23 protein-coding genes are annotated in these 25,686 nt (G+C 61.2%); 17 read left to right on the forward strand and 6 right to left on the reverse strand.

Annotated elements, in window-relative coordinates; all coding sequences use genetic code 11:
• Positions 1–21 precede the first annotated feature (21 nt).
• The 11 genes from J7I86_RS15845 to J7I86_RS15895 all read left to right on the forward strand — a co-directional run bounded on the left by J7I86_RS15845 (position 22) and on the right by J7I86_RS15895 (position 12,078).
• The gene (locus tag J7I86_RS15845) at positions 22–1,131 is read left to right on the forward strand and encodes a Gfo/Idh/MocA family protein (RefSeq protein ID WP_214821320.1); all 1,110 of its coding nucleotides are present in this window, start codon (positions 22–24) and stop codon (positions 1,129–1,131) included.
• On the forward strand, positions 1,128–2,147 hold the full coding sequence (locus J7I86_RS15850; protein ID WP_214821321.1) for an NAD-dependent epimerase/dehydratase family protein: 1,020 nt from the start codon (positions 1,128–1,130) through the stop codon (positions 2,145–2,147). The genes J7I86_RS15845 and J7I86_RS15850 overlap by 4 nt, the downstream gene beginning before the upstream one ends.
• Positions 2,144–3,307, forward strand: coding sequence for a DegT/DnrJ/EryC1/StrS aminotransferase family protein (locus J7I86_RS15855; protein ID WP_214821322.1), 1,164 nt, complete (start codon positions 2,144–2,146; stop codon positions 3,305–3,307). Before J7I86_RS15850 ends, J7I86_RS15855 begins: the two co-directional genes overlap by 4 nt.
• Positions 3,304–3,966, forward strand: coding sequence for an acetyltransferase (locus J7I86_RS15860; protein ID WP_214821323.1), 663 nt, complete (start codon positions 3,304–3,306; stop codon positions 3,964–3,966). Before J7I86_RS15855 ends, J7I86_RS15860 begins: the two co-directional genes overlap by 4 nt.
• The gene (locus J7I86_RS15865) at positions 3,963–5,429 is read left to right on the forward strand and encodes an oligosaccharide flippase family protein (RefSeq protein ID WP_214821325.1); all 1,467 of its coding nucleotides are present in this window, start codon (positions 3,963–3,965) and stop codon (positions 5,427–5,429) included. The genes J7I86_RS15860 and J7I86_RS15865 overlap by 4 nt, the downstream gene beginning before the upstream one ends.
• Positions 5,426–6,700 (forward strand): glycosyltransferase family 4 protein, encoded by a 1,275-nt coding sequence (locus J7I86_RS15870; RefSeq protein WP_214821327.1) that lies wholly within the window; start codon positions 5,426–5,428, stop codon positions 6,698–6,700. The genes J7I86_RS15865 and J7I86_RS15870 overlap by 4 nt, the downstream gene beginning before the upstream one ends.
• On the forward strand, positions 6,697–7,866 hold the full coding sequence (locus J7I86_RS15875; RefSeq protein WP_214821329.1) for a glycosyltransferase: 1,170 nt from the start codon (positions 6,697–6,699) through the stop codon (positions 7,864–7,866). The genes J7I86_RS15870 and J7I86_RS15875 overlap by 4 nt, the downstream gene beginning before the upstream one ends.
• A gap of 140 nt (positions 7,867–8,006) precedes the next feature.
• Entirely contained in the window at positions 8,007–8,702 is a 696-nt protein-coding gene (locus J7I86_RS15880) for a hypothetical protein (RefSeq protein WP_214821331.1), read from the forward strand.
• 2 nt (positions 8,703–8,704) lie between these two features.
• The gene (locus J7I86_RS15885; protein ID WP_214821332.1) at positions 8,705–9,394 is read left to right on the forward strand and encodes a hypothetical protein; all 690 of its coding nucleotides are present in this window, start codon (positions 8,705–8,707) and stop codon (positions 9,392–9,394) included.
• The gene (locus J7I86_RS15890) at positions 9,378–10,712 is read left to right on the forward strand and encodes an O-antigen ligase (RefSeq protein WP_214821333.1); all 1,335 of its coding nucleotides are present in this window, start codon (positions 9,378–9,380) and stop codon (positions 10,710–10,712) included. The genes J7I86_RS15885 and J7I86_RS15890 overlap by 17 nt, the downstream gene beginning before the upstream one ends.
• A 31-nt stretch (positions 10,713–10,743) precedes the next feature.
• Complete coding sequence (locus J7I86_RS15895; RefSeq protein WP_214821334.1) at positions 10,744–12,078, forward strand: hypothetical protein; 1,335 nt, start codon at positions 10,744–10,746, stop codon at positions 12,076–12,078.
• On the opposite strand, the gene J7I86_RS15900 is transcribed toward J7I86_RS15895, so the two are convergent.
• The 4 genes from J7I86_RS15900 to rfbB form a co-directional block, all read right to left on the reverse strand.
• Complete coding sequence (locus J7I86_RS15900; RefSeq protein WP_214821335.1) at positions 12,079–12,915, reverse strand: glycosyltransferase family 2 protein; 837 nt, start codon at positions 12,913–12,915, stop codon at positions 12,079–12,081.
• Positions 12,912–14,819: a WecB/TagA/CpsF family glycosyltransferase gene (locus J7I86_RS15905; RefSeq protein ID WP_286179862.1), complete on the reverse strand. Its 1,908-nt coding sequence runs from the start codon at positions 14,817–14,819 to the stop codon at positions 12,912–12,914. Before J7I86_RS15905 ends, J7I86_RS15900 begins: the two co-directional genes overlap by 4 nt.
• 197 nt (positions 14,820–15,016) lie before the next feature.
• On the reverse strand, positions 15,017–16,426 hold the full coding sequence (locus J7I86_RS15910) for a bifunctional dTDP-4-dehydrorhamnose 3,5-epimerase family protein/NAD(P)-dependent oxidoreductase (RefSeq protein WP_214821337.1): 1,410 nt from the start codon (positions 16,424–16,426) through the stop codon (positions 15,017–15,019).
• 3 nt (positions 16,427–16,429) lie between these two features.
• Positions 16,430–17,428, reverse strand: coding sequence for a dTDP-glucose 4,6-dehydratase (gene rfbB / locus J7I86_RS15915; protein WP_214821339.1), 999 nt, complete (start codon positions 17,426–17,428; stop codon positions 16,430–16,432).
• Positions 17,429–17,481: 53 nt separating this feature from the next.
• Here rfbB and rfbA point away from each other — a divergent pair, with 53 nt between their 5' ends.
• Positions 17,482–18,348, forward strand: a complete 867-nt coding sequence (gene rfbA / locus J7I86_RS15920) for a glucose-1-phosphate thymidylyltransferase RfbA (RefSeq protein WP_214821341.1) — start codon at positions 17,482–17,484, stop codon at positions 18,346–18,348.
• A 6-nt stretch (positions 18,349–18,354) separates the two neighbouring features.
• Here the strand turns inward: rfbA and J7I86_RS15925 are convergent, their stop codons facing one another.
• Positions 18,355–19,287, reverse strand: coding sequence for an aldo/keto reductase (locus J7I86_RS15925; RefSeq protein ID WP_214821343.1), 933 nt, complete (start codon positions 19,285–19,287; stop codon positions 18,355–18,357).
• Between the two features lie 52 nt (positions 19,288–19,339).
• Here J7I86_RS15925 and J7I86_RS15930 point away from each other — a divergent pair, with 52 nt between their 5' ends.
• Both J7I86_RS15930 and mshC read left to right on the forward strand, forming a co-directional pair.
• Positions 19,340–20,173, forward strand: a complete 834-nt coding sequence (locus tag J7I86_RS15930; RefSeq protein ID WP_214821345.1) for an undecaprenyl-diphosphate phosphatase — start codon at positions 19,340–19,342, stop codon at positions 20,171–20,173.
• 15 nt (positions 20,174–20,188) lie between these two features.
• Positions 20,189–21,466, forward strand: a complete 1,278-nt coding sequence (mshC, locus tag J7I86_RS15935; protein WP_214821347.1) for a cysteine--1-D-myo-inosityl 2-amino-2-deoxy-alpha-D-glucopyranoside ligase — start codon at positions 20,189–20,191, stop codon at positions 21,464–21,466.
• 41 nt (positions 21,467–21,507) lie between these two features.
• Here the strand turns inward: mshC and J7I86_RS15940 are convergent, their stop codons facing one another.
• The gene (locus tag J7I86_RS15940) at positions 21,508–22,413 is read right to left on the reverse strand and encodes a PAC2 family protein (RefSeq protein ID WP_214821348.1); all 906 of its coding nucleotides are present in this window, start codon (positions 22,411–22,413) and stop codon (positions 21,508–21,510) included.
• Positions 22,414–22,443: 30 nt separating this feature from the next.
• On the opposite strand from J7I86_RS15940, the gene J7I86_RS15945 reads away from it, so the two are divergent.
• The 3 genes from J7I86_RS15945 (at position 22,444) to J7I86_RS15955 (ending at position 25,604) form a co-directional block, all read left to right on the forward strand.
• A complete protein-coding gene (locus J7I86_RS15945; RefSeq protein ID WP_214821349.1) occupies positions 22,444–23,256 on the forward strand; it encodes an HAD family phosphatase in 813 nt (270 codons plus the stop codon).
• A complete protein-coding gene (locus J7I86_RS15950; protein ID WP_214821350.1) occupies positions 23,257–24,423 on the forward strand; it encodes a site-2 protease family protein in 1,167 nt (388 codons plus the stop codon).
• Between the two features lie 116 nt (positions 24,424–24,539).
• Positions 24,540–25,604 carry a tRNA (adenine-N1)-methyltransferase gene (locus J7I86_RS15955; protein WP_286179863.1) on the forward strand — a complete coding sequence of 355 codons (1,065 nt, stop codon included), beginning with the start codon at positions 24,540–24,542 and terminating at the stop codon, positions 25,602–25,604.
• The last annotated feature ends 82 nt before the right edge of the window (positions 25,605–25,686 follow it).

Below are 25,686 nucleotides of genomic sequence, written 5' to 3' on the forward strand. Positions count from 1 at the left end.
AACACAGAAGCAGAGTGGGAAATGACCATACGAACCATTCCATCAGGACAACTGAACGGCCACGGACTACTGCCCCGGCTCCGCATCGCTGTGGTGGGAGCAGGGTATTGGGGGCCCAATCTCGCCCGGAACCTCAAGGCCAGCCCGGACTGGGATCTGGTTGCCATCTGCGACCTCGACGTCGACCGGGGCATGAAGCTCGCGGAGGCCGTTGGCGGGGTGGCCGTCGTCGAATCTTTGGACGAGCTGTTGGATGCCTACAACCTCGATGCCATAGCAGTAGCGACTCCGGCGCACACTCACCATGGGGTGGTGATGACGGCCCTGCGGGCAGGCAAACATGTTCTGGTGGAGAAGCCTTTGGCTGACAGCCGCGCCAAGGGCCTGGAAATGGTTGAAGAAGCAAAGGCCAGGGGGTTGGTCCTCATGGCAGATCACACGTACTGCTTCACTCCAGCAGTCCTGAAGATCCAGGAACTGGTGGCCAGCGGCGCATTGGGCGACATTTTGTATGTCGACTCCGTTCGCATCAACCTTGGCCTCGTCCAACCGGATGTCAACGTTTTCTGGGACCTGGCCCCGCATGACCTGTCAATCCTGGACTTCGTCCTTCCCGGCGGCCTGCATCCTACGGAAATCTCCGCCCACGGCGCAGATCCTCTGGGGACCGGCAGGGACTGTGTGGGACACCTCACCTTCGGCCTGCCCAACGATGCCATGGTCCATATTCATGTGAACTGGCTCAGCCCCACCAAAATCCGGCAAATGATCATCGGCGGCTCAAAGAGGACCTTGGTGTGGGACGACCTCAATCCCCAGCAGCGCCTGAGCGTGTACGACCGCGGCGTGAGCCTGGAGCATCAACCCCGGTCCGCAGCGGACAAACGGACCTCAGCCATCTCCTACCGGCTGGGGGACACATGGTCCCCGGCCCTGCAGGAACGGGAGCCGCTGGGCCAGGTGGTGGGCGAACTCGCCTCCTCCATCCGCAACCGGACAACGCCTCGGACCAGCGGTGAATCCGGGCTTCGTGTCTTATCCGTCCTCGAAGCCGTCACCCAAAGCTTGAGTACTGAAGGACAATCGACCATAGTCGCCGGGAATGAAGTCTCTTTCCAGGTTGCACGGTGAAAGAGCTTCTAGGGGCACGCGTTCTGGTTACCGGTGGCGCTGGGACCATAGGCTCGACGCTGGTTGATCAACTGCTCGACGCCGGTGCGGCGCACGTAGACGTGTTGGACAACCTCGTCCGGGGCCGCCGCGCAAACCTGGACGATGCCCTCGCCAGTGACAGGGTGCAGCTGGTCGAAGGCGACCTGCGTGACCGCGACCTTGTCCACGACCTCACCCAGGGCAAGGACCTTATCTTCCATCAGGCTGCCATCCGCATCACCCAATGCGCGGAAGAACCGCGGCTGGCCCTTGAAGTACTGGTGGATGGGACCTTCAACGTCTACGAGGCTGCCGCAGCGCACAAGGTGGACCGGCTCATTTCAGCATCCAGTGCCTCCGTTTACGGCATGGCCGAAGAATTTCCCACCAAGGAAAGCCACCACCACCACAACAACGACACCTTCTACGGCGCGGCAAAGTCCTTCAACGAAGGCATGGCAAGGAGCTTCCACGCCATGTCAGGCCTGGACTATGTCCTACTGAGGTACTTCAACGTTTACGGGCCCCGCATGGACGTCCACGGCCTCTACACCGAAGTCTTGGTCCGTTGGATGGAGCGGATAGTCGATGGCCAGCCACCGCTGATTTTCGGCAGCGGACAGCAAACCATGGACTTCATCCATACGGCGGACGTTGCCAGGGCCAATGTCCTCGCTGCCGTCAGCAACGTCCGCGAGGGCGTCTATAACGTGGCCAGTGGTACCGAAACCAGCCTGGCTGAACTGGCTCAAACGCTGCTTAAGGTCATGAACTCGCCTCTTCATCTGGAACATGGCCCTGAACGGGCCGTCAACGGAGTTGCCAGACGCCTGGCGGATGTCACGGCAGCACGCGAAGACCTGGGGTTCGAGGCCGCGGTGGGTTTGGAAGACGGGTTGCGTTCCCTAGTCTCCTGGTGGAGTCCGCTTCGTGAAGAGATCGCCGCAACCCGCCCGGTAAGTCGCCCGACTGCTCCGGCAGTTGGTGCGCGATGACCATCTCCGAGACCCGGTTGGGCCGCATCGATGTCATGAAGCCGTGGCTCGGTGAAGAAGAAGCACAAGCGCTTGCTGACGTGATCGCCTCAGGCTGGGTAGCCCAGGGTCCTAAGGTAAGGGAATTCGAGGAAGCCTTCGCAGCCGGTCAACATGCAGGATTTGCCGTCGCAACCTCGAGCTGCACCTCGGCACTGCACTTGGCGCTTATTGTCGCCGGCGTCGGAGCCGGCGATGACGTCGTGGTGCCGTCCTTCTCCTTCATTGCTACCGCAAATGCAGCTACGTATGTGGGCGCGCGGCCGATTTTCGCCGACGTCGATCTTCATACAGGCTGCGTCACCGCTGCAACCATCAAGGCCGCCCTGACTCCCGATACCCGGGCGGTCATCGCCGTGGACCAGGGCGGAGTCCCGGTTGACCTCGAACCCCTCCGGGCACTCTGCGATCCTCTCGGGATAACGGTGGTGGAGGACGCGGCGTGCGCTATCGGCTCCAGCTACCGCGGACAACCGGTGGGTGCCACCGCGGAACTGGCGGCTTGGTCCTTCCACCCGCGCAAAATTCTCACCACGGGGGAGGGTGGCATGCTCACCACCGCGCATCAGGACCTCGGTGACAGGGCACGGCGGCTCCGCGAGCATGCCATGAGCGTTTCCGCCGCTGACCGGCACGCCAGCTTGCTCGCCCCCTCGGAGGAGTACCTCGAGATCGGGTTCAACTACCGCATGACCGATCTTCAGGCCGCCGTCGGAATCGTCCAGCTCGGCCGCCTCGAAGCGGTTGTCCGGCGTCGGCGCGAACTCGCCGCTACCTACGCAAGCGCCTTTGCCGGAGTGGAGGGCATCCGTCTGGTGGGCGATCCGGAGTACGGCACGAGCAACTTCCAGTCGTGCTGGCTGGAGGTGGGTCCGGCGTTCCCCCTGGGACGTGAGGCTCTCATGGCTCATTTGGCCTCGGACGGTATCTCAGCACGTCGCGGAATCATGGCCGCGCACCGGCAGCCGGCTTATGCCGGTGCGGACACAGGTACAGCTGAACTGGGCGTCACAGAGTGGTTGTCGGATCACACCCTCATCCTCCCGCTTTACCACGAGCTGGCACTCCACGATCAAGTCCGCGTCGTCGACTCCGTGCTGCGCGCGGCGGGTCAGCCATGAGCGAGCTACTCCTCATTGCGGCAAGCGGCTTGGCCCGGGAGGTACTTGCCATGGTCCGCAGCAGCGGGCCCTTCGACGTCATAGGGATCCTCGACGACGACGAAGACAAGCTCGGCCGTGTAGTGGACGGGGCCCACGTGCTGGGTCCTGTCCGTGAGGCCATGAACTACCCCCATGCATTGCTGCTGATCTGCATTGGATCAGGGACCGGGCGGGAAGGCGTCGTGATGAGGCTCCGCGCCCTGGGACTCGCCGAAGATCGCTATGCCACAGCGATAGATCCGTCAGTGCACGTCCCCGAGGGCTGCGTGATTGGCCGGGGAAGCATCATCCTTGCCCACGTGAGCATGACAGCCTCCGTGACCATCGGCGACCATGTTGTGGCCATGCCAGGGGTTACCTTCACCCACGATGACCTGATCGGTGACTACGCCACGCTTGCCTCCGGCGTATCACTCGGAGGCAACGTCCGCATCGGCAGGGCCGCATACCTGGGCATGAATGCCAGCGTTCGCGAGCGCCTGAACATCGGTGCGAAAGCGACCATTGGCATGGGGGCCGCGGTCCTGACCGATGTACCTGAGGATGAAACCTGGGCCGGCGTGCCGGCCAGGGTGATCCGGCGGGGCAACACTCCGGAGCTGGAGGGCGTGCAGTGACCCTTAGGAGCCCGGTTACCCCCCGGCAGACACCGACGCCCACCAAAGCATTTGCCATCAGCGTGATCAACGCGTTCATCACAAGGCTGGGGACCATTGGCATTGGCATAGCGCTCGCGCGTCTGCTCGGTCCCGAAGAGTTCGGAACCTACGCCGTGGCGTTTGTCGCGTTGGTAGCGGTACTAAGTTTCAACGAATTGGGAGTAAGCCTCGCGATCGTCCGTTGGCCCGGTGACCCCAAGACCATAGCGGCTACAGTAACGACAATTTCGGCAACCTGCAGTGTCCTGTTGTTCGGCGCTTCCTATGTGGCTGCACCCTATTTCACGGCTGCCATGGGAAATGAAGAAGCAACGGACGTAGTCCGGGTGCTGGCCGTCTGCATCGTTCTTAATGGACTGGTGGCCACCCCCGCGGCCCTTCTGCAACGCAATTTCCGGCAAGGCCAGCGCATGGTCATTGACCAAGTCAATGTGTGGCTGGGGGCAGGTGCCTCGTTGCTTCTGGTGGTCGGCGGAATGGGGGCCATGAGCCTTGCCGTTGGCAGAGTTCTGGCCAGCGTTGTCGCGGCGGTTCTGTTCCTGATCTACTCGCCTTTGCCCTATCGTTTCGGGTTCTCACCGCAGTCCGCCAGACAGCTCCTGGTGTTTGGCCTTCCCCTGGCCGGCGCAAGCGCCGTGGTCTTTGCGGTGGGCTACATTGACCAGCTCATTGCGGGAAGACTGTTTGGTCCAGTAATTCTGGGTTTCTACGTGATGGCATTCAATATGGCGGGATGGCCCTCGAGCCTTCTGTCCCAACCCCTACGCAGCGTGGCGCCGGCAACGTTTGCCCGGCTGCAGGACAGGCCTGACGACATGAAGGCAGCATTGCTGGCCATGATCGGCGCGGTGTCGGTTGTGGTGTTGCCGGTATCGGCGGTGATGGTCGGGTGCGCCATGCCCCTTGTCAGAGTGGTCTATGGAGAGGCTTGGGCGCCTGCGGGAACGGCCCTGATGTGGCTGGCGCCGCTGACGGTGTTCCGCATCCTCCATGAACTTCTCTACGACTATCTGGTGGTTCTGGGTTCTTCCCTGTCCATATTGAACGTGCAGGTGATTGCACTGTTCGCCCTGGTTCCGGCGTTGCTGGGCGGCGGTGCGCTCGCAGGGATGCCGGGGCTTGCTGCAGCGCCGGTGCTGGTTGCCCTGCTGGTTACCTCGCCTCTCTACCTCAGGGCATTGCGGCGGGCGAACGTTTCGCTGGTGGCTGTAGGAAAGCGGCTTTGGCTTCCCTTTGCCTTGGCTGCCCTCACGGTGAAGGGCTGTTTCACGCTGACGGATTCCATTGACTCTCCGCTGGGAGCGATACTCGCTTCTACGGGCCTTGGAATCGTTGCGATGGCTGTGCTGACGGTCGTTCAACGCCAAGACCTTCGGGACGTCAAGCGCTGGGGCCGTGGACGGGACGTGGCACCGTCATGAGGATACTTGTTTACCCCCACGATCTCCGCATGGGAGGCAGCCAGCTGAATGCCATCGAACTCGGTGCCGCAATGCAGCAGATGGGCCACACGGTGATCCTCTTCGGCCAGCCTGGCCCCCTCGTTGAGAGGGCCAGTGAGCTGGGGTTGGAGTTCATTGCCGCCCCTTTGCCGGGGAAGCGTCCTTCGCCAAGGGTAATCGGTGCTTTGGTGCACACTGTCCGCGAGCGCCGCATCGACATAGTGCATGGTTACGAATGGCCCCCGGCGTTGGAGTGCCTCGCCGCTTCCAAACTGGTCCGTGGTACTACCGCTGTCGCAACTGTCATGTCCATGGCGGTGGCTCCCTTTATTCCGAAGTCCATGCCGCTGATGGTCGGCACGGAGCAAATTCAGCAATGGGAAGTCTCCCGGCGCAGGAGGAACGTGCATCTCATGGAACCTCCGGTGGATACTCGCGCCAATCAAGCTTCGGCCACAACTGGCTTGGAAGTATTCAAGCGGCAGTTCGCACCCTCAGACGGTTCCCTGAATGTTGTGTGCGTTACGCGGCTGGCAAAGGAATTAAAGCTTGAGGGCATCCTCTGCGCCATGGATGTCGTCCGTCTGTTGTCTACGGAATGGCCCATACGGCTGATCATTGCCGGAACAGGCCCGGCGGCGGAAGAAGTGGCAGGACTGGCTGCCGGTATCAACGCAGCCACCGGGCGGGACACGGTAACGCTCACGGGTGAACTCTCGGACCCCCGCCCTGCCTACGCTGCCGCCGATGTCGTCCTGGGCATGGGCGGTTCGGCGCTGCGTGGTTTGTCCTTCGCGAAACCGCTCGTGGTCCAAGGCGAAAGGGGATTCTGGGAACTTCTCACACCGGATTCACTGCCCGCGTTTTTGTGGCAGGGGTGGTACGGCTCCGGTCCGGGTACTACTGGCGCTGGCCGTGCTGGTTTGGTGTCAATCCTGCACGCGCTTTTGGAGGATCGGTCACTTCGTAACGCGCTGGGCCCATTTGGACGGACGGTGGTGGAAGGCAGGTTTTCACTTGACGCAGCTGCTCAACGCCAAACTGAGTTATACCAGCGCTTCATTAGCGTACGCCCCGGTTTGCCGTTCGCTCTGTGGGCAGAGGCAACAGCTCTTTCACGGTACTCCTCCCATGTAGTCCGTCGACGTTACCAGCGTTTGCAAGGCCGGCAAGCTGCAGAGGACTTCAACGCCCGCCCTGTGGCCATGACGTCCACTGGATCGAACGTGCCCAAGGCGGTGAAGGCATGAGCGACACCATTATGTACATCTCTGGTGGGCAATGGAACGGAGTGCCAGGCACGGACAGGCTACTTGCGGAGGCATTGAGCGTCCGCGCGAAGGTTCTCTGGGTCGATCATCCGGTTTCTGTTGTCCGGGACGGGGACGTACGTCGTCACACCGTACGAAGCTTTCACGGGGAGACTGAGTCTGCGACCCCCACAGTGCGCAGATTGCGCGTGCCTGCCCTCCCAGGCTTCACCCGCCCCCTGCTACGACGATCTACCGAGGCCATTGCCCGGTGGACCATGCAGTCGGCAGGGAAGAAGTGGAAGGACGGCATTGCAGGAGTGGTCAATGCTTCTCCATTGGTACAGTTCCCGCGAGGACTATCCGCGCCGCGGCTTCTGCATCTGACCGACGATTGGCTTGCATCAGCGGAGCTCATGGGTTTATCCCGGACACATCTGCAACGGGTCCTCAGCGCCAACATCGCTGCGGCCGATGTCATCACGGCGGTATCGCCGGAACTGGCGCGGAAGATCTCTGAATTCTCCGGCCGGAAGGTCGAGTTTCTGCCAAACGGCTGCAGGGCACCCGTTCCGGCCGACCCCGGAACAGTCCGCCAACCCGTCGCTGTATTAGTTGGCCAACTTAATGAACGTTTGGACTTTGCCACCCTCAGCGAGCTGGGCCGGACGATGCTTCCCATAATCGTGTTGGGTCCGAGGACCGAACGAGACCCGTCTGCCAAGAGGAGCCTGAACGAATTCTTGTCCCGGCCCAACGTGGACTGGCGTGGCGAGGTACCGCCCCGGGAGGTTGCCCGGGTACTGGACATGGCCACCATAGGCCTCACCCCTTACACCGATTCGGAATTCAATCGGTCAAGCTTCCCGCTCAAGACACTCGAATATCTCGCCTTTGGGGTTCCTGTGGTTGCCACCGAGCTACCGGCTACACGGTGGATCGACTCCGAGTTCGTGAAGATAGCTGCCACGTCGGGGGACTTTGTGGATCTTGTGCGATCAGGTCTGGAGACAGTCCTGACAACTGACCAGCAGCGGAAAATCCAGGCCTCAGCACAGGGGCACACATGGGACGTAAGGGCAGAAAAACTGCTTTCGCTTTTGGGCGAGCAAAAAACCACGGAGCCGGTCAGCGAACGTGCTCCCCGTCATTTAGGGGGCAAATGATGCAGTTGCGAACGGTTCTGGCGAGTGTAGCCCGGCGGTGGTATCTGGTAGTTGCAGGCATCCTCGTTACCGGGCTCTTATGTATGGCCGTCCAGACAAGTGCCCCGGAGAAATACAAGTCTCAGGCAAGCCTGGTCCTCATGCCGTCAAGCCAAAGCATTGGTGATGCCGGGAACCCTTACCTCTATTTGGGCGGGCTGAGCGAGGCCCTTGACATCCTGATCCGCAAAATCACGTCCCAGCCTGTGATGGAACGGCTTCTGGCTAACTTTGGATCCGCAAGCTACACAGCAGAACCCGACCGCGGTACCAGCGGCGCGATCCTGGTCATCACAGCCACTGCAAACAACCCTGAAGAAGCAATGGCACTTTTGAAGGCAGTGATGGACGAAACCCCGCGCTCCCTCAACGAAATGCAGGAATCCCTCAACGTCGCAGTACCGGCCAGGATCACCACCATGAGCCTTCTCATTGACCGAAAAGCCGTGCCTGAAGTGAAGGCCCGCACACAGCTGGTCTTCGTCGCCGGTGCTGGGGGGTTAGCCCTCACGCTGGTCCTGTCTGTCCTGGTTGATGGCTTGATGATGACCAGGACCCGAAAGAAAGAAGCTTTGAAGAAAGATACCCTGCCGGACGACGAGACATCTCCGATGGAAGGTCGAGGTACGGCAGAAAATGCCGCCCTCCGTAGCCGGACCTTACAGGCCAGGGATCCCATCATGGCCTCCTCAGATGTCCGTCCCGGAGCGTCCCGTACTAAGCAAACGTCCCAGGAAGCCACGCAAACGCATGAAGAGATCCCTGGAGTCCTGCCGCTGTCCTCCGGATCAAGTTAGCCATGACTACGTCAACACTTCTGGGGGTCCTGCTGCGCCGATGGTACATGGTGGCCTTCGGACTGGCATTGGGTCTGGCGGCCCTTGGCGCGATCCGTTCTTCGGAGCCGGTCTTTTGGACCGAAGCTGACGTCACGTTCCTTGCCCCTGAACGCGAACCGGCCTACTGGATCTCCGGTGGCAGCGCCATGACCTTGGCTGCATTCGCTGACATGGTCAAGCGTCGCGTCGACCAGGAAGCTCCGTCCGTGGATCTGGCTCTGACCCGGGGAACCCTCTACGGTGCTGGGGTTCAACAAGGGTTCTCGGTGACGCTGCCCGCCAACGGCGGTCAGTGGAACAAGACGTTCAGCCAGCCGGTGCTCAAGGTTCAGGTGGTGGACACCAGTGCCGAAAGAGTGAACCAGGTCCTTGCGGTAGTAGTTGAGCGCATCAACGTCGCCACGATCGAGCTGCAGGACGAGGCATCCGTGAAGGCCGACCATATCTCCACGCAGACCACTCCCTCACAAGCAGAGGTCGTCTTCGGCGGAGGAACCCCGGTCACTCGTATGAAGGGTGCTGTGGTCTGGGCAGGCCTATCTTTGGCCGTCACTTCGGCAGGGGTCCTGTACTGTGATCGCGTTTTGGTGCGACGAAGGCATAATCGTAGCGATCCAGTGGAGGAGACATCGAATGCATCCCGGCTATGAGGACACCCATCTCCTACGCAGCGTCAAAGCTCGGGACGGCTCGGAGCGCAAAGATGTTTCGTGGTTTGTCATCGTGTACCTGCTCATTACATGCCTGGTTCCGTCGAATCTGACCATTACTGCGTTGGGTTCCGTTGGCCGACCTACCACGCTGTGTGGATTACTGGCCTTTGCCTGGTGGCTGCTGTATCAGTTGCAGCGGACTACGCCAACCCGCGCCGGTGTCCAAGCGGTCCGAATCGCCATGGTGGTCTTCCTGGCAGTGGCCTTGACCAGCTATTCATTGGCCATGCTGCACGGTGTTCCTGATTCAGAATCCAGCCCCGCAGATAGTGGGCTTATCAGGTTGGCCAGCTGGGCCGGGATCTTCTTGCTCATCAATGACGGACTGGCCAGTCGCCAAACACTGATCAAAGTGTTGCGGAGCCTCGTGCTTGTGGGGACAGCCACGGCTGTCCTTGGACTGATGCAATTTGCCACGGGATCATCGCTTGTAGATTGGATCAGCATTCCAGGCTTCAGCGCGGCTTCGGAACTGACAGGCGTACAGTTCAGGGGCGGATTCATTCGAGCGGCGGGAATGGCCAGTCATCCTTTGGAATACGGGGTGGTGCTCGCCGCGTCCCTTCCCATTGCCATCGCGCTCGCTGTTACTGACCATGCCAAAGACTGGCTCGTACGATGGCTGCCCGTGGTGATTATCGCTGCTGCGGCTGTCCTGTCCGTCTCTCGCTCGGCGTTGATTGCTTTCGGCTTTGCAGTTCTGGCCCTGATACCGTCTTGGCCCAAGAAGATCCGGCGGGGTGCATTGCTGCTCGGCATTGGACTAGCCAGTGGAATGTACGTTCTGACGCCCGGCATGCTGGGCACCTTGCGGGGATTATTCACGGTGGGTAGCGCAGACCCCAGCATCAGCTCAAGGACCAGCGCCTACACGACGGCCTTTGGCATGCTGGCAAACAACCCCGTCGTGGGACGCGGGTTTGGAACTTTCCTTCCGGACTACGTCATTGTGGACAATCAATTTCTCGGCATTCTCGTGGAACTGGGATTCACTGGTCTGGCGGCGTTCGTTGTGCTGATTCTCTGCGCAATTGTTTGCGTCTGGAGGGCACGTAAGCTTGCGGCCGACGACCAAATGCGCCAGGTCAGTCAAGCCGTTCTCGCCTCCATAAGTGCGATCGCCCTGACCTTCATGTTCTTCGACGGATTGTCATTTGCCATGGCAGCCAGTCTCTTCTTCTTCATGCTGGGAATTTCCGGTGCACTTTGGCGCATTGCACGACAAACCCATCCCAGCGAGACCGGAGCAACATAACCACTACGTGCCGGCCAGAAAAGCGGTAACCATGAAGCGGAGAACAACCACAATGTTTGGCGCTGTCGCGTTGCTGTGCCTCGTCGCGGCAGCAGTGGTCATTGGCGGCGCGCATCAGCTTGATCCACTCGTCGGGCCTGGCCCCACCATCAACACGTCTCAAACCACAACAGCGCCCCCGTCCGGAACGGAGCTTCGCAACGTCGATGGCGGCATTGGCTTCTACTCTCGCTTCACGAATCCCCTGCCCACTGAACCGAATTTCTTCCCAGTCGGCGTCTGGTTTGAAAGCGTTTTGGAAAAGGACTACGTGGCAAAGGACCGGGCAGCGGGACTAAACACTTACGTCGTCTTGACCGCAGATTCCGACCTCGATCTCGTCCGCGCTTCAGGGATGTATGCAATACCCACCTTCACTGCAGCCCAGGCATCCGGGCATGCGTTAGCCGACGAAGTCGACATGTGGGCTGGAGCGGGAAACTCTGCATGGACCGGCAAGTACCCGGGGGAAGGCCCCATTTGCATCCCGGAGGAGTCCAAATGCGGTTTCACAGTCCAAAACGAGACGCGGGCGCTCGCTCCACCGGGGGTCATGGCCTACGCGAACTACGGCAAGGGAGTAACTTTTTGGCTCTCGGACGAACAGTCTCGGGCTTTCATCCATGGGTTCCAGGATCTCGTGTCAGCAGACAACTACTGGTTCACGGATCCCAACATCTGCACGCGGACAGAGGGCGGAGCAATCAGTGGTTACGCAAACGACCTTACTGAAGAAGAATGCCGGTTGGCAGCCAACTATGGATGGACAGTTGACCGCATCCGAACACTTACCGAGGGCAAGGGACCCGTCTGGGCATTCGTAGAGGTCGGCCACCCCTTTGAGGACTCACCAAGGGCAACTACGATTACAGGACCGGAAATTCGCGCAGCAGTCTGGAGCAGTCTCATTCACGGCGCCCGCGGGATCATCTACTTCAACCATAGTTTCGGCGGAGACTGCGTGACCCAGCACGTGTTGCGTGATTGTCCAGGCGAATCACGCCCCGCCGTAACTGCTGTAAACAAGCAAATCCAAGACCTCGCACCCATCCTCAACGCCCCCTTCCTCGACGGCGCCACCACAGCCACCGGACCAGTGGACCTCGCCACCAAACTTCACAACAGCAAGGTCTACGTCTTCGCAGGAGCAAACAAGAACTCCGGCGGAACAGCAACCTTCGCCCTGAAATGCGGCGGCAGCACCGCCGTCGTCATTGATGAAAACCGAACCATACCCATGGTGGACGGAACGTTCACCGATGCCTTCGCCGACGGCAACGCCGTCCACCTCTATAGCATCGACGGCGGCGGAAGCTGCGGCTACTGACTAACGGCTGCTATCGTCCCGCTCCCAAGCGGCCACTGCCTTACGGCTCAACAGCGGACGACGACGGCCCGCACCGGCGAAAGCGACATAGACAACTGCATCAAAGACGCTCAACGGCCCCCTGGCCGAGGCAAGCAGCTGCCTTACGGTCCGCCCCATAGAGGCACCGCCCGATACACGATCCTGCTCCGCATTCCCCCTATAGGTACGCCTCAGAACGGACAACAGCGCCGTACACGTCCGTGGCGTCCGCACCACCACGGGCTCGGTAGGCAGCACCGCCTTCTCATGGGCAGAAAAGAGCCGGTCCACGTAGTAGTCATCACCGGTGAGGGCAGGAAACGTCCCCAACCGCTCGTGCCCGGAAAAGCTGAGAGCATAAGCACCAGCACCCCACAGCCTCTCGGAGTTACCCGGTATACGGGAACGGGCGCGGTAGTACGCCCTCACCCAAGCCGAAGCTCCCTCGGTGTCATACCGCAAAGCCGGACGGGCAGCCAGCAAAGTGTCACCTTCCAAAGCAACGAAGACCGCACGAAGCGCAGGGGCACTGACCTCAATATCAGCGTCCAGATAAAGACGCGGCCAACGCTGCGTCGCCAGGTCGGCAGCGTTTAACGCCGCAGTCTTGGACGCCTCGGACACGTTAACCACCTGAACACCCCGGCACCGGGACGCAATAGCCGCGGTGGCATCCATGCACCCATTACAGGCCACCACCACATCAACCGTGCCCCACTCAATAACCTCCCGCAATGCCTCAAGCGTCCTGCTGATAACACCGGCCTCATTATGAGCCGGGATGATGACCGCACCGGAAGGATGGGACGTGATCATGGCATAACCGTGGTCGAGGTCCGCGTCATATGGGGGAGCGTCTCCCAACGCCGCTGACTCAGAACCGCCAACGCCGCATCCCTGTGCCCTGGCTTATTCAAGCGCGCAACCTCGGCCGCCAGGACAGCTCCACGGAAAGCCAGCGCCCTTCCGCGCCCGAGATGCTTCGCTGCATACCGAACCCGATTGACCGACATCAAAGCAGCCAACTGCGGCGACGATCCGGAGCCCCCACGTGCATGCCACATCCTGGCGGCGGGTTCAAACCAGATGGAAAAACCCGCACCCCTGACCCGACGGCAATAGTCCGTCTCCTCCGAATACAAAAAGAACTGCTCATCCCAAGCACCCACCGCCCCCGCAGCCGCAGCACTAATCAACAGAGCCGCACCTGTAGCCCAATCAACCCGGTGCCCATGCTCATAACTCTCCAGCTCAAAATCCATCTCAGATAACCAACCAGGCCTGCCCTTCACATGGCTGCCCAACGCCGCGTCGCCCAGCGCTCGCAGAACGCCCGGCTCGCGGCGTAACGACGGGTAGATGCTGCCGTCGTCGTCCAACAGGACCGGTACCACCACACCGGCCCCCTGCTCATTCATGCGTTTGAGCATGGCGGCCAGGGCACCCGGTTCCACGCGTAGGTCCGGGTTCAGGATGAGGTAGCTCCCGGCTTCCCCTGCCACGGCCATCGCGGCATTGATTCCGCCGGCGTAACCGAGGTTTCCCCCTGTTCGCACCGTTGTGATGTCAGGGTGATGCGAGAGTTCAAGCAGGGTGCTCTCATCGGGGGAGTTGTCCGCCACCACCACTTTGATCGAGATATCGACCGCTTCCTCGCGCAGGCTGGCCACCAGCGGCCCGACGTCTTCAGCGTTGTTGTAGGTGACAACCACGACGGCGACGTCGGCCCCTTCGGTGACAGGCACTAACGATCCCGGAGCCCGGCTGGGCACGGGTTCCGGGACAGAGTAAGCAGCGGCAGGCGTCTGAGTGCCTGGCCTCTGCGTGGGCGACTCGATGCCGCAACTGCTCGAAGTCCGCAACGTCATGTACGCCTCCGGCCCATCCACCAGATAGCGGCGTGCCAACCGGCGTGGCTCCAACATGAGGCGCCACGCCCATTCGAGGCTGTGCGAGCTGGCCCATAGGGGAGCACGCCGGACATTTCCCGCCAGGAAATCCACCACGGCACCGAATGCGAGCAGGACGTTGGCGCCGGTCAGGTGCCCGTACTCCGCTATCCACAGTTCCTGGCGGGGTTTTCCTAAACCAACCACCAGGACGTCCGGGGCTGCCGCCCGTATCTCCTCGGCGAGCTTACGGGAGGCTGCGGCATCGCCCAGCGTGGACCGTGCAGGGGCCCACCACCCAGCGACCGTCAGCTCAGGCCGCTCTGCTGCGAACTTTCCGGCGATCAGATTCTGGGTCTCCTCAGACCCTCCCAGGAAACCGAGGCGCAACCCCCGGGCCGCTGCGCCGTCCAAGAAGGGGTGAATGAGGTCGCTGCCAGCCAGCCGCGGCCACGTCTCCGAGGTGATCAGCCGGGCTTCGGTAGCTAAGGGCGCACCGTCGATCAGGGTCAACCACTCAACGGGCGCGGGCTGGTCCAAGGTGCCTATCCAGCGGCTTCCGGTTCCGAAATGCCGGATGTGGTCCAAATTTGCGGAGCAAACACCCAGGGGCGACGCATCGGGGGCGCCGGCACGATCCAACATCTCCCGAAGTGCGCCGTCAGCGTCCATGAGCTTTACCGGGACACCTCCCAGACTCACCCACGGCGCTTCCGAAGCCGGCGGTCCGGAAGTGGCGGCACTTTGGTGCCGCTGACCTTGGAGTTTGCCGACGGCGACGCCGCGTCGGGGGTGAAGGTGGGGGACTGCCCTGTGGAGGAGATCTCCCATGGGCATAATTTTCGGTAGCAGCATTCTCGGCTCCAACTCAAGGCATCACCATGTGGCCGACGATCCGAGGCTGCTGCACTGCCTGGATCGTCGGTGGCGGACCTGTGCCGCCATGTCAACATGTTCATTTGAGTTGTCTCCCGGCCTCCTGCAAGAGGCTGCCGTACGGCTACTTTAGGACGTTTCGCCTCACTCCGCTAGAGCTCCAAACTCTTGAGGTACTCAGCCAGCCGCTGGGTTGCCGAAGGCGGGTCAAATCCGGTCGCGCGGATTCCTGACAAGTCCAGCACACTGCTGCGTGGCCTTGGGGCAGTGTTGGGTTTGGCGTAGTCCGCGGTGCTGATGGGTAGCACCAGCTTTGGATCCGCGCCCATCAGGCGGTAAACGTCGCGGGCTACCTCGTGCCAGGACTGTGGTTTCCCGCCATTGCTGAGGTTGTACGTCCCGTAGGGGGCTTTGCTGTGGAGCAGGTGACGAATGCCCGGGGCGATGTCAGAGGCGAAGCTCAGCCGCCCCCATTGGTCATCCACCACCGTGGGCGAGACACCCTCGGTGGCCAACGAGGCCATGGTTCGAACAAAGTTCCTTCCCTCGCCCACCACCCAACTGGTCCTGATGATGTAATGCCTTGGCACGGTGGCTGCCGCGAGGTCTCCGGCGGCCTTGCTTTGACCGTAGACCCCCAGGGGAGCGGGGACTTCATCTTCGAAGTGAACCTCTGCAGTGCCGTCGAACACGTAGTCACTTGAGATGTGGACAAAAGTCAGTGAATGCTCGACGGCGGCACGCGCCAAACGGGAAACGGCAGCTGCGTTGATGCTCCAGGCAGCCGCGCGGCCTTCCGCGCTTTCGGCCGCATCGACTGCGGTGAACGCGGCAGCGTTGATGATCGTGGAGTAATCGCGCCAATTGACTGCCTCGTAGGACTCCCGGGCGGTGATGTCGAACTGCGCGCGCCCGGCGAACTCCACCGTGGAGTCACCCGCGAAAGCATGCCGAAGGGCGGATCCCAGCTGGCCGTCCGCGCCAAGGACCAGGGTACGCCGGCCGCTCATGGGTACAACGTCTCCCATCCGCGGGTGCTTGCTGTCCTGCGCGGAAACGACGGAGCTCTCCAAGGGGATCGGCCACGGTACGGCTACATGCTCATCAGCAAGGTTGAGGAACGTGTAGTCCTTTTGTGACTCCGCGCTCCAATGGTCGTTGACCAGGTAGCAGTAGGCGGTATTTTCCTCCAATGTCTGGAATGCGTTGCCAACGCCACGCGGGACGAAGATGGCCTCGCCCGGGGTTAGTTCTGCGGTAAACAGTGTTCCGAACGTTGGACCCTCACGCAGGTCCACCCAGGCGCCGAAGATCCGTCCCGAGGCCAGCGAAACGAACTTGTCCCAAGGCTCTGCGTGGATGCCGCGGATCGTTCCACGCACGGCGTTGAAGGAAATGTTGTTCTGCACCGGGCCGAAGTCAGGCAACCCGGCAGCCAGCATCCTGGCGCGGTGCCAGTTTTCTTTGAACCAGCCTCTGCCATCCCCATGAACAGGAAGCTCAAACAGCAGCAGTCCAGGGATGGGCGTTATTCTCGAACGTAGTTGACGTCCCTGTTCCACGTTTCAGTGACCTTGACCGGCGTATTTGGACTCTGTGGCTGCTTTCTGCGGTCTCCACCAGTACTCGTTGTCCCTGTACCACCGGACCGTGTCAGCCAGCCCGGCGTCGAAGTCCGAATATCGGGGAGCCCACCCGAGCTCGCGTCGGAGTTTGCTTGAATCGATGGCGTACCGGAGATCATGGCCTGGCCGGTCCGTCACCAGCTCATAAGCATCGCGGGGCTGGCCCGCGAGTGAAAGCAGCATCTCAACAACTTCCCGGTTGGACCGTTCTCCATCGGCGCCGATCAAGTAGGTTTCGCCTATGCCGCCACGCTCCAAGATGGCCAATACTGCGGAGGAATGGTCTTCCACATGAATCCAGTCGCGAACATTTCGCCCGTTCCCGTAAAGATGCGGCCGGTTCCCGTCCAGTATGTTGGTAATCTGCCGAGGAATGAATTTTTCCACGTGTTGGTATGGGCCGTAATTGTTGGAGCAATTGCTGATGGTCGCCTTGAGTCCGAAAGAACGCACCCATGCGCGCACCAACATGTCCGAGCCCGCTTTCGTTGCGGAATAGGGACTCGTTGGCCGGTAAACGGAATTCTCCGTAAATCGGTGGGGGTCATCCAGGGCTAGGTCGCCATAGACCTCATCGGTGGAAATGTGATGGAAGCGTGTGCCGTACCTTCGCGCGGCTTCGATCAGGGTGAACGTTCCCAAAAGATTAGTGTCCAGGAAGGGGCGGGGATCCTGCAATGAATTGTCGTTGTGGGACTCCGCTGCGAAATGCACCACCGCTTGAACCGATTCCGTTAGCCCGTTAACCAGCGCAGCATCGCAAATGTCGCCCTTGACGAAGGTGAAGCGCTCCTGCGGCAGCCTGGAGAGGGATTCGATGTTCCCGGCATAAGTCAGTTTGTCCAGGACCGTGACATGGAGCCCAGTGTGCTCCATGATGTAGTGGACAAAGTTGCATCCGATGAATCCGGCCCCGCCGGTGACAAGGATTCTCTGCATGGCCCTAGAGTAACCGCCCACGGCATTTCCGGGCATAGGTGAGGACGGCAGGTTTGCGAGGAATTGTTCTTGCAGGTGGAACGGGTTCAAGGCTTCACCCCATCACGCTTGGAATCAGTAAGCAGCTGGTTCCGGTGTTCGATAAGCCCATGATTTATTACCCGCTGTGCACGCTGATGCTGGCAGGAATACGCGACATTTTGATTATCACCACGCCTGGCGATGCTGCCCAGTTCCAGCGGCTCCTCGGAGATGGTTCGCAGTTCGGCATCAATCTCAGCTATGCGGAACAGCCCACCCCCGACGGGCTGGCGCAGGCTTTCATCCTGGGAGAGGACCACATCGGAACAGGCAACGTGGCACTGATCCTGGGTGACAACATTTTCAACGGACCCGGCATGGGCAACCAGCTCCGGCACTACACAGACGTCGCCGGCGGTGCGATCTTCGGATACTGGGTCAAGGACCCCTCCGCATATGGCGTGGTGGAGTTCGATGAACATGGCATGGCAGTCTCCATCGAAGAAAAGCCCGCAGTCCCCAAAAGCAACTATGCCGTTCCGGGACTCTATTTTTATGACAATAACGTTGTTGCCATGGCGAAGGACCTGCAGCCATCTCCCCGGGGTGAATTGGAGATCACGGATATCAACCGGAAATACATGGAGCTTGGCAGCTTGCATGTGCAGAAGTTTCCCCGGGGTACTGCCTGGCTGGACACTGGGACCTTCAGCGACCTCAATGATGCCTCAAATTACGTTCGTACCACCGAGAACCGGCAGGGTTTGAAGATTGGTGCCCCCGAGGAGGTGGCCTGGCGCATGGGTTACCTGAGCGACGACGAGCTCCGGCAGCAGGCCGCCAAGCTCGCCAAGAGCGGCTACGGCAGCTACCTGTTGGACATCCTGGATCGCCAATAAGCGGAACTAGACTGCTGAAACGTCCTCAAGGGCGCGCGCGATCTCAGCCGGCAGCGCCGTCAATTGAGCGTCCAGTAGTTCCTTGAGTTGAACGGCGTTCCTCGGGCCAACAACTGCCGTCGCCACGCCCGGCCGGGAGAGTAACCAGCTGAGGGACACGTCCATTGGTGTCCGGCCCAGTCCCTGGGCTGCCATGGCCACGGCTTCCACGACGCGGGACGCCCGCGACTCAAGGTAGGGCTCGACGTACCCGGCCAGACGGCTCTGCGCCGCACGGGAATCGGCAGGAATCTGCCCCCGGTATTTGCCGCTGAGTACGCCACGTCCCAGGGGCGCCCACGCCATCAGCCCCAGGCCGGCGTCTTCCACGGCAGGAATGAGTTCTTCCTCTGCTCTACGTTGGACCAAGGAATATTCGGACTGGTTTGCCACGAGGGTGAATCCGGCCACGGCCGCTGCCTTGGCTGTTTGCCACCCGTTGTAATTGGAAATACCCACGTAGCGCGCACGGCCACTCCGCTGGGCGAGCTCCAAGGCGGAGAGTGTTTCTTCCAAGGGCACGTTCGGATCCCACTCGTGGGCGAACCAGATATCGATATAGTCGGTGCCAAGTCTGGCCAGGCTTGCATCAAGGGCGGACAGCATCGCGCCCCGGGATGCGTTGACGCTTCGCCTGGAGTCCGACGACGACACGCCGGCTTTGGTGGAAATCACAATCTCGGAACGGGCCACTACATCGCCCAGCATGGATCCCAACATTGCTTCTGCCCTGCCTTGCGCGTAAGACGCTGTTGTGTCCACCACAGTGCCACCGCCGGCAACGAATCCGTGGAGCAGTTCAGCAGCATCCTGCTCGTCGGTCTCCTGGGCCCAGGACATGGTTCCAAGGGACAATGAGGACACACGGAATCCGCTGTTTCCGACATAACGCTGCTGCATAGCAGTTAGCTTACGGGGAGTTAGAGGACTTCATGACGTAGGGTCTATTCACGTGAACTGGATAGAAGCAGCCTTGCTGGGCCTGGTGCAGGGCCTCACCGAATTCCTCCCGATTTCCTCGAGCGCGCACCTGCGGATCGTCGGCTCATTCCTCCCGAATGCCTCAGATCCCGGTGCCGCCTTCACGGCCATCACGCAGCTGGGAACTGAAACCGCCGTGATTGTCTACTTCTGGCGTGACATTGTAAGGATCGTCCGGGCCTGGTTCGGCTCCCTCACAGGCAAGGTGGAACGCAACAATCCGGATGCCCGGATGGGCTGGCTGGTCATCCTTGGCAGCCTGCCGATCATCATCCTCGGCCTGTTGTTCCAAGACCAGATCGAGTCAGTGCTGCGCAGTATGTGGATCGTTGCCACCATGCTGATTGTGTTCGGAATGATCCTTGCTGTTGCCGACGCCATTGGCCGGCAGGAGAGGGATCTCACCCAACTGAGCTACAAGCACGGCATTCTCTACGGCTTCGCCCAAGCCATGGCCTTGATCCCCGGCGTATCACGCTCAGGCGGCACCATCACCGCCGGCCTCCTCATGGGGTACACCCGTGAAGCCGCCGCCAGGTATTCCTTCCTTCTGGCCATACCGGCCGTGTTCGGCAGCGGGCTGTACCAGCTCTATAAGACGGTTTCCAACGAAGGCCTGGCTGGACCCTACGGCCTCCCGGAGACTGCGATGGCCACGGTCATCGCTTTCGTGGTGGGTTACGTCATCATCGGCTGGTTCCTGAAGTTCGTCTCCACCCGCAGCTACCGGCTGTTCGTTTGGTACCGGATACTCCTGGGCCTGGCCTTGTATGTCCTGCTCGGTTTCGGTGTGATCAGCGCCTAGCACTAAGGTTAAGTCGTGAAATCGTGGACCTCCCGCCCTGTACCTGAGCTGCCCGGCAGCCTGCCGCAACTACGGCTGTATGACACAGCCCTTGGCCGGGTGGTGGACGTTGAGAAACAGCCGGAGCAGTCGATGTATGTCTGCGGCATCACCCCGTATGACGCGACGCATATGGGACACGCAGCCAGTTATGTGGCTTTCGATCTCCTGAACCGTGCTTGGCGCGACGCCGGCGTCCGGGTCTCCTACGTCCAAAATGTCACTGACATTGATGATCCCCTTCTGGAGCGCGCCACAGCTACCGGCGTGGACTGGCGTGACTTGGCCCAAAGCCAAATCGAGCTGTTCCAGACAGACATGGACGCCCTGAACGTCCTCGCACCGAACCACTACATCGGCGCTGTCGAGGCCATCCCGGACATCGTTCCGGCCATCGAGCAGCTGATCGCTGACGGCGTGGCCTATCGCGTTGCAGGCTCAGAAGGAGAGCCCGACGGCGATGTGTACTACGACGTCGAGACCGCCGGTAAGCGCTCCGACGCCACAGACGCCTGGACACTGGGCGATGTTTCCGGCTTGGGCGAGAACGAAATGCTGGAACTCTTCGCTGAACGGGGCGGAGACCCCGCCAGAGCGGGCAAGCGCCATGCCTTGGATCCCTTGCTGTGGCGGGTTGCCCGTGAAGGCGAGCCGAACTGGCCCGGGGCCACCCTCGGCGACGGCCGGCCAGGTTGGCACATCGAATGTACGGTGATCGCGCAGAAGTATCTTCCCGCACCCTTCACCGTTCAGGGTGGTGGCTCGGACCTGGTATTCCCGCACCATGAAATGGGCGCCGGCCACGCCTATTCACTCTCCGGCGTTCCACTGGCGCGCCACTATTCACACGCCGGCATGGTGGGGCTGGACGGGGAGAAGATGAGCAAGTCCAAGGGCAACCTGGTTCTTGTTTCGAAGCTTCGCGCTGCCGGCGAGGAACCTGCGGCAATCCGCCTTGCCATCCTCGCCCATCACTACCGCTCCGACTGGTCATGGACCGATGCCGAGTTTGCTGAGGCCAAGGACCGGCTTCAGCAGTGGCGCACGGCCCTGGATCATGCTCCGGCCGGATCTGCTGCGGCCCTGATAACGGCCATGCGCGATGAACTGGCCAACGACCTCAACGCTCCTGGTGCGATCTCCGCCGTCGATCACTGGGCAGAGAGAGCGATTAGCTCTGGCGCGGACTCCTCAGCGCAGGATGCGGCCCTTGTTACTGACGCCATCGACGCTTTGCTCGGGGTTGAGCTCTAAGCAACCCGAGAGCCGTTGTTGGTTTCAGGCGAATTGACCTCTTAGGGACGCTCTTTGCCGCGCCGTTTCAAGTACCGCTCGAATTCACGGGCAATGGACTCGCCGGACGCCTCCGGCAGGTCAGCTGTGTCTTTCGCTTCTTCCAATTGCCGTACATAGGCAGCAATCTCAGGGTCCTCTGTTGCGAGTTCATCCACCCCGCGTTCCCAGGCTTCAGATTCTTCAGCCAATGCCTGACTGTCCAACGGAACCTGCAAAAGGTCCTCGATCCTGTGCAGGATGGCCAGCTGCGCCTTGGGGGAGGGCGGCTGAGCAACGTAGTGCGGAACCGCTGCCCACAGTGAGACCGTAGGCAGCCCTGCCAGCATCGCGAACTCTGCAAGCACACCCACAATGCCCACCGGCCCTTCATACTGGGAGGCCTCCAGGTTGAGGCGTTCCCGCAGTGAACTGTCCTCCGTTGTGGTGCTCACCGGAATAGGACGGCTATGGGGAACGTCGGCCAGCAGAGCGCCCACCAAAATCACGGAGTCCACTTTGAGCGCTTCAGCATGGACCAGCAGTTCGGTGGTGTAGGCGCGCCAGCGGTATGAGGGTTCGGTACCGAGAACCAAGACCACATCCACGTTGCTGTCCGGAACTTCAGCCTTGTACATCCGCGTTGAAGGCCATTTGACCTTTCGGGCACCCGAAGACGTGCGCCGCACGGTGGGGCGCGTGAACTGGAAGTCGTAATACTCCTCGGCGTCCACTGTGGCAACCTTTTTGCCGTCCCACAGCTTGTTCAAGTAGTGCAGCGCATCGCTCGCGGCCTCACCGGCGTCGTTCCAGCCCTCAAACGCGGCGAGCATTACGGTGACACGCTGGCCGTCCGCGGGTTCCTTGAGGAAACGCTCGGGCTCCGCGGTGATGTCCTGTCCTTCGGGGGTCCCGTCCACACTGTTCATCCACTCACCCTACGTCCAAGACCCTTGTGGATGCATGGCATTTCACGCCGAAGCGTGTCCGCGATTCGCCCGGAGCGCAACCCGCGGACGGCCGCCCGCCAGGTTCCACGTAGACTGGAAACCATGCATTCCTCACCCAGCCAGCCCCTCCTCAAAGCCGTGCTCTGGGATATGGATGGCACACTCGTGGACACTGAGCCCTATTGGATCGCTGCCGAGCGTGCGCTGGTTGAGTCCCATGGCGGGGCCTGGTCCCACGAGCAGGCCATGCAATTGGTGGGGCAGTCCTTGCTTCACTCGGCGGCCGTCCTGCAGGCAGCAGGCGTCAGGCTTGAGGCACGAGAAATTGTTGACACGTTAAGTGCACAGGTGATCGCGCAGGTCCGCAAGGAGGTCCCGTGGCGGCCCAGCGCCCGTGAACTGCTCGATGATCTCCACCAGGCAGGCATTCGCTGCGCCCTGGTGACCATGTCCGAAGGCCCACTGGCCGGTGTGGTGGCGGAGAGCCTTCCCAAGCCCTACTTCGAGTTCATGGTCACCGGCGATTCCGTCACCAACGGGAAACCGCACCCGGAGGCCTACCTCACAGCCGTAGAGCGGCTCAGGCTGGAGGACCCCTCCGTGAGTATTCACCACTGCGTTGCCCTCGAGGATTCCATCCCGGGTGCCACGGCAGCCATTGCATCGGGCGTAGTCACTGTAGGAATTCCCCATCAGGTGCCCCTTCCGGATGACCCCCGAATGATCATGTGGCCTACGTTGGTTGGCCGAACAGCACCCGATCTGCAACAGCTGGTCGCTGACCGTTTCGCCGCAGCAAACCTGCTTGAAGGGGCCAACTAGGTGACCAGCCCGTCAACACCGCATCACGCACAAAGCAAAAAACGTGACGGCATCCCACTAGGGAGCATCGCCGGCATTCCGGTCTATTTGGCTTACTCGTGGTTCATTATCGCTGCTTTCACGGTCATCGTTTACGGCCCGGCGCTGCTGGTTCGGACGCCCGAACTGGGCATCGGAGCGTACTTCGTGGCATTGGGATACGCCTTGCTCCTTGCCGTGTCCGTGCTGGTCCATGAATTGGCGCATGCGCTTAGCGCAAAGGCCTTCAACTGGCCGTCGGAGAAAATTGTGCTCAACCTTTGGGGCGGCCACACGCAATTTGAGAGCTTCACCGCTTCACCGGGTCGTTCAGTAGTGGTCGCCCTGGCCGGACCTGCCTCCAACTTTGTTTTGGCGGCCGGGATGTGGGCCGTGATTTCAACCGGTGTTCTGAGCGGCGTCCCTGACACCCTCGCGAACATCCTGATGTGGGCCAACCTCTTGATCGGGTTGTTCAACATCCTTCCCGGATTGCCCTTGGATGGGGGCCGTCTGGTGGAGTCCGCAGTGTGGAAAGCCACGGGTAGCCAGGACAAAGGCACCATAGCCGCTGGCTGGTCCGGTCGCGCTATTGTCGCCGCATTGGTCATCTGGTTCATTGGACTGCCGCTCATCAAAGGCACACCCCTGGACATCAGCCTCATACTCATCACCGTCCTCGTCTGCGGTTTCCTCTGGATGGGCGCCTCAAGCTCCATCCACCACGCGAAGCTCCGCAGCCGTCTTTACCTGGTCAGTGCCGCCGGCCTGGCCGAACCCGCAGTCGGCGTGCCGAACTCGGCCACGGTGGCAGATGTCCTAAACATTTCACCGGCCGGAAGTCCCGCCGTCGTCATTTGTGGCCCGGACGGCAAACCCCAGGGAGTGGTGGATTTCGGCGCGACGCTCGCTGTGCCGGCTGCATCTGCGACGACGACCCCCGTCACCGCAGTGGCGCACGCACTCGCGGCCGGGGCCTACGTCCCTGAATGGTCCAAAGGACAGGAATTGATCCAGTATTTGGCTCGCCTGGACGGCGGCGAATACGCTGTGGTTGACCACAACGGAATCGTCACCGGGCTGCTTCGGCAGCAAGCAGTAGTGACTGCCATAACAGGCAAGGAAGCACGCAGGAGCGGGCGCGCCTGACTGCGTTGCCGGTAGAGTTACATGCCGGCGGTTATACAAAAGAACCCATTGATTTTTTGGCGCCCGCCAGCCGGTCACACACCGCGGCCCAGCCGTACAGGAGCGAGGAACACCACATGAGCAGCGAAACCGCCGCCCCCGCAGCAAGCACAGGCACTGACGAGCCAGCCATCGGCCCGGCCGCACAGCCGACGGGCGCTGCGCGACGCCGCGGGCCTTTTCGTGTGGGCGAGCGGGTGCAGCTCACGGACGAGCGCGGGCGGATGAACACCATCACTCTGGAAGTGGGCGGCGCTTTCCATACTCATCGCGGTTTCCTGAACCATGATGAGATCATCGGCAAGGTGGATGGCTCCGTGGTCAGCAACAACGTCGGCCAGCAGTACCAGACGTTGCGCCCGTTGCTCTCTGACTTCGTGCTGTCCATGCCCCGCGGCGCGGCAGTGGTTTATCCCAAGGACGCCGGCCAGATTGTCACCATGGCGGATATCTTCCCGGGCGCACGGGTTGTGGAAGCCGGAGTGGGCTCCGGCGCCCTCTCCATCTCCCTCCTGCGTGCAGTAGGCGACGGCGGTTACCTCCACTCGTTTGAGCGTCGCGAAGAATTCGCGGACATCGCCCGCGGAAATGTTGAGACTATCTTTGGCGGCCCCCATCCCGCATGGCAGATCTCCCTGGGCGACTTTCAGGAAGAAGTTGTCAAAGCCGAAGCCCCTGGCTCGGTGGACCGGGTGGTCCTGGACATGCTCGCTCCGTGGGAGTGCTTGGACGCTGTGGCCACTGTCCTGGCTCCCGGCGGAGTCTGGATCAACTACGTAGCCACCGTCACCCAGTTGTCCCGGACTGCTGAAGCAATCCGCGCTGACGGCCGCTTCACCGAGCCCGATGCCTGGGAATCGATGGTTCGCGGCTGGCACCTGGAAGGCCTGGCCGTCCGGCCGGACCACCGCATGGTGGCCCACACGGGTTTCCTTCTTGTCACGCGCCGCTTGGCTGACGGTGTCACCGGAATTTCCGTGAAGCGCCGCCCCTCCAAGACTGAATTCAGCGAAGAGGACCTCAACGCCTGGACCCCTGCAGCAGTGGGGGAGCGCGCCGTCTCTGACAAGAAACTGCGACGCGCAGCGCGTGACGCAATTGCCGGGACCAACGTTCAGGATGATCCCTCAGTCACAAACTGACAAAGGTCACAATAGGGTTCGCATTCCGAATGTCACCCAGCACCCTGAGCTTTTCGGGACTAAGGTCTTGTTAAGCGCAGGA

It is taken from the genome of Arthrobacter sp. ISL-95 (assembly GCF_018613695.1).
Classification (GTDB): domain Bacteria; phylum Actinomycetota; class Actinomycetes; order Actinomycetales; family Micrococcaceae; genus Arthrobacter.

Bases quoted from the DNA above. Each gene is read 5' to 3' on its own strand.
- J7I86_RS15845 (WP_214821320.1), top strand. From the start codon at position 22: ATGACCATACGAACCATTCCATCAGGACAACTGAACGGCCACGGACTA.
- J7I86_RS15855 (WP_214821322.1), top strand. From the start codon at position 2,144: ATGACCATCTCCGAGACCCGGTTGGGCCGCATCGATGTCATGAAGCCG.
- J7I86_RS15860 (WP_214821323.1), top strand. From the start codon at position 3,304: ATGAGCGAGCTACTCCTCATTGCGGCAAGCGGCTTGGCCCGGGAGGTA.
- J7I86_RS15870 (WP_214821327.1), top strand. From the start codon at position 5,426: ATGAGGATACTTGTTTACCCCCACGATCTCCGCATGGGAGGCAGCCAG.
- J7I86_RS15875 (WP_214821329.1), top strand. From the start codon at position 6,697: ATGAGCGACACCATTATGTACATCTCTGGTGGGCAATGGAACGGAGTG.
- J7I86_RS15880 (WP_214821331.1), top strand. From the start codon at position 8,007: ATGCCGTCAAGCCAAAGCATTGGTGATGCCGGGAACCCTTACCTCTAT.
- J7I86_RS15885 (WP_214821332.1), top strand. From the start codon at position 8,705: ATGACTACGTCAACACTTCTGGGGGTCCTGCTGCGCCGATGGTACATG.
- J7I86_RS15890 (WP_214821333.1), top strand. From the start codon at position 9,378: ATGCATCCCGGCTATGAGGACACCCATCTCCTACGCAGCGTCAAAGCT.
- J7I86_RS15895 (WP_214821334.1), top strand. From the start codon at position 10,744: ATGAAGCGGAGAACAACCACAATGTTTGGCGCTGTCGCGTTGCTGTGC.
- J7I86_RS15900 (WP_214821335.1), bottom strand. From the start codon at position 12,915: ATGATCACGTCCCATCCTTCCGGTGCGGTCATCATCCCGGCTCATAAT.
- J7I86_RS15905 (WP_286179862.1), bottom strand. From the start codon at position 14,819: ATGGGAGATCTCCTCCACAGGGCAGTCCCCCACCTTCACCCCCGACGC.
- rfbB (WP_214821339.1), bottom strand. From the start codon at position 17,428: ATGCAGAGAATCCTTGTCACCGGCGGGGCCGGATTCATCGGATGCAAC.
- J7I86_RS15925 (WP_214821343.1), bottom strand. From the start codon at position 19,287: ATGCAGCAGCGTTATGTCGGAAACAGCGGATTCCGTGTGTCCTCATTG.
- J7I86_RS15940 (WP_214821348.1), bottom strand. From the start codon at position 22,413: ATGAACAGTGTGGACGGGACCCCCGAAGGACAGGACATCACCGCGGAG.
- J7I86_RS15945 (WP_214821349.1), top strand. From the start codon at position 22,444: ATGCATGGCATTTCACGCCGAAGCGTGTCCGCGATTCGCCCGGAGCGC.
- J7I86_RS15955 (WP_286179863.1), top strand. From the start codon at position 24,540: ATGAGCAGCGAAACCGCCGCCCCCGCAGCAAGCACAGGCACTGACGAG.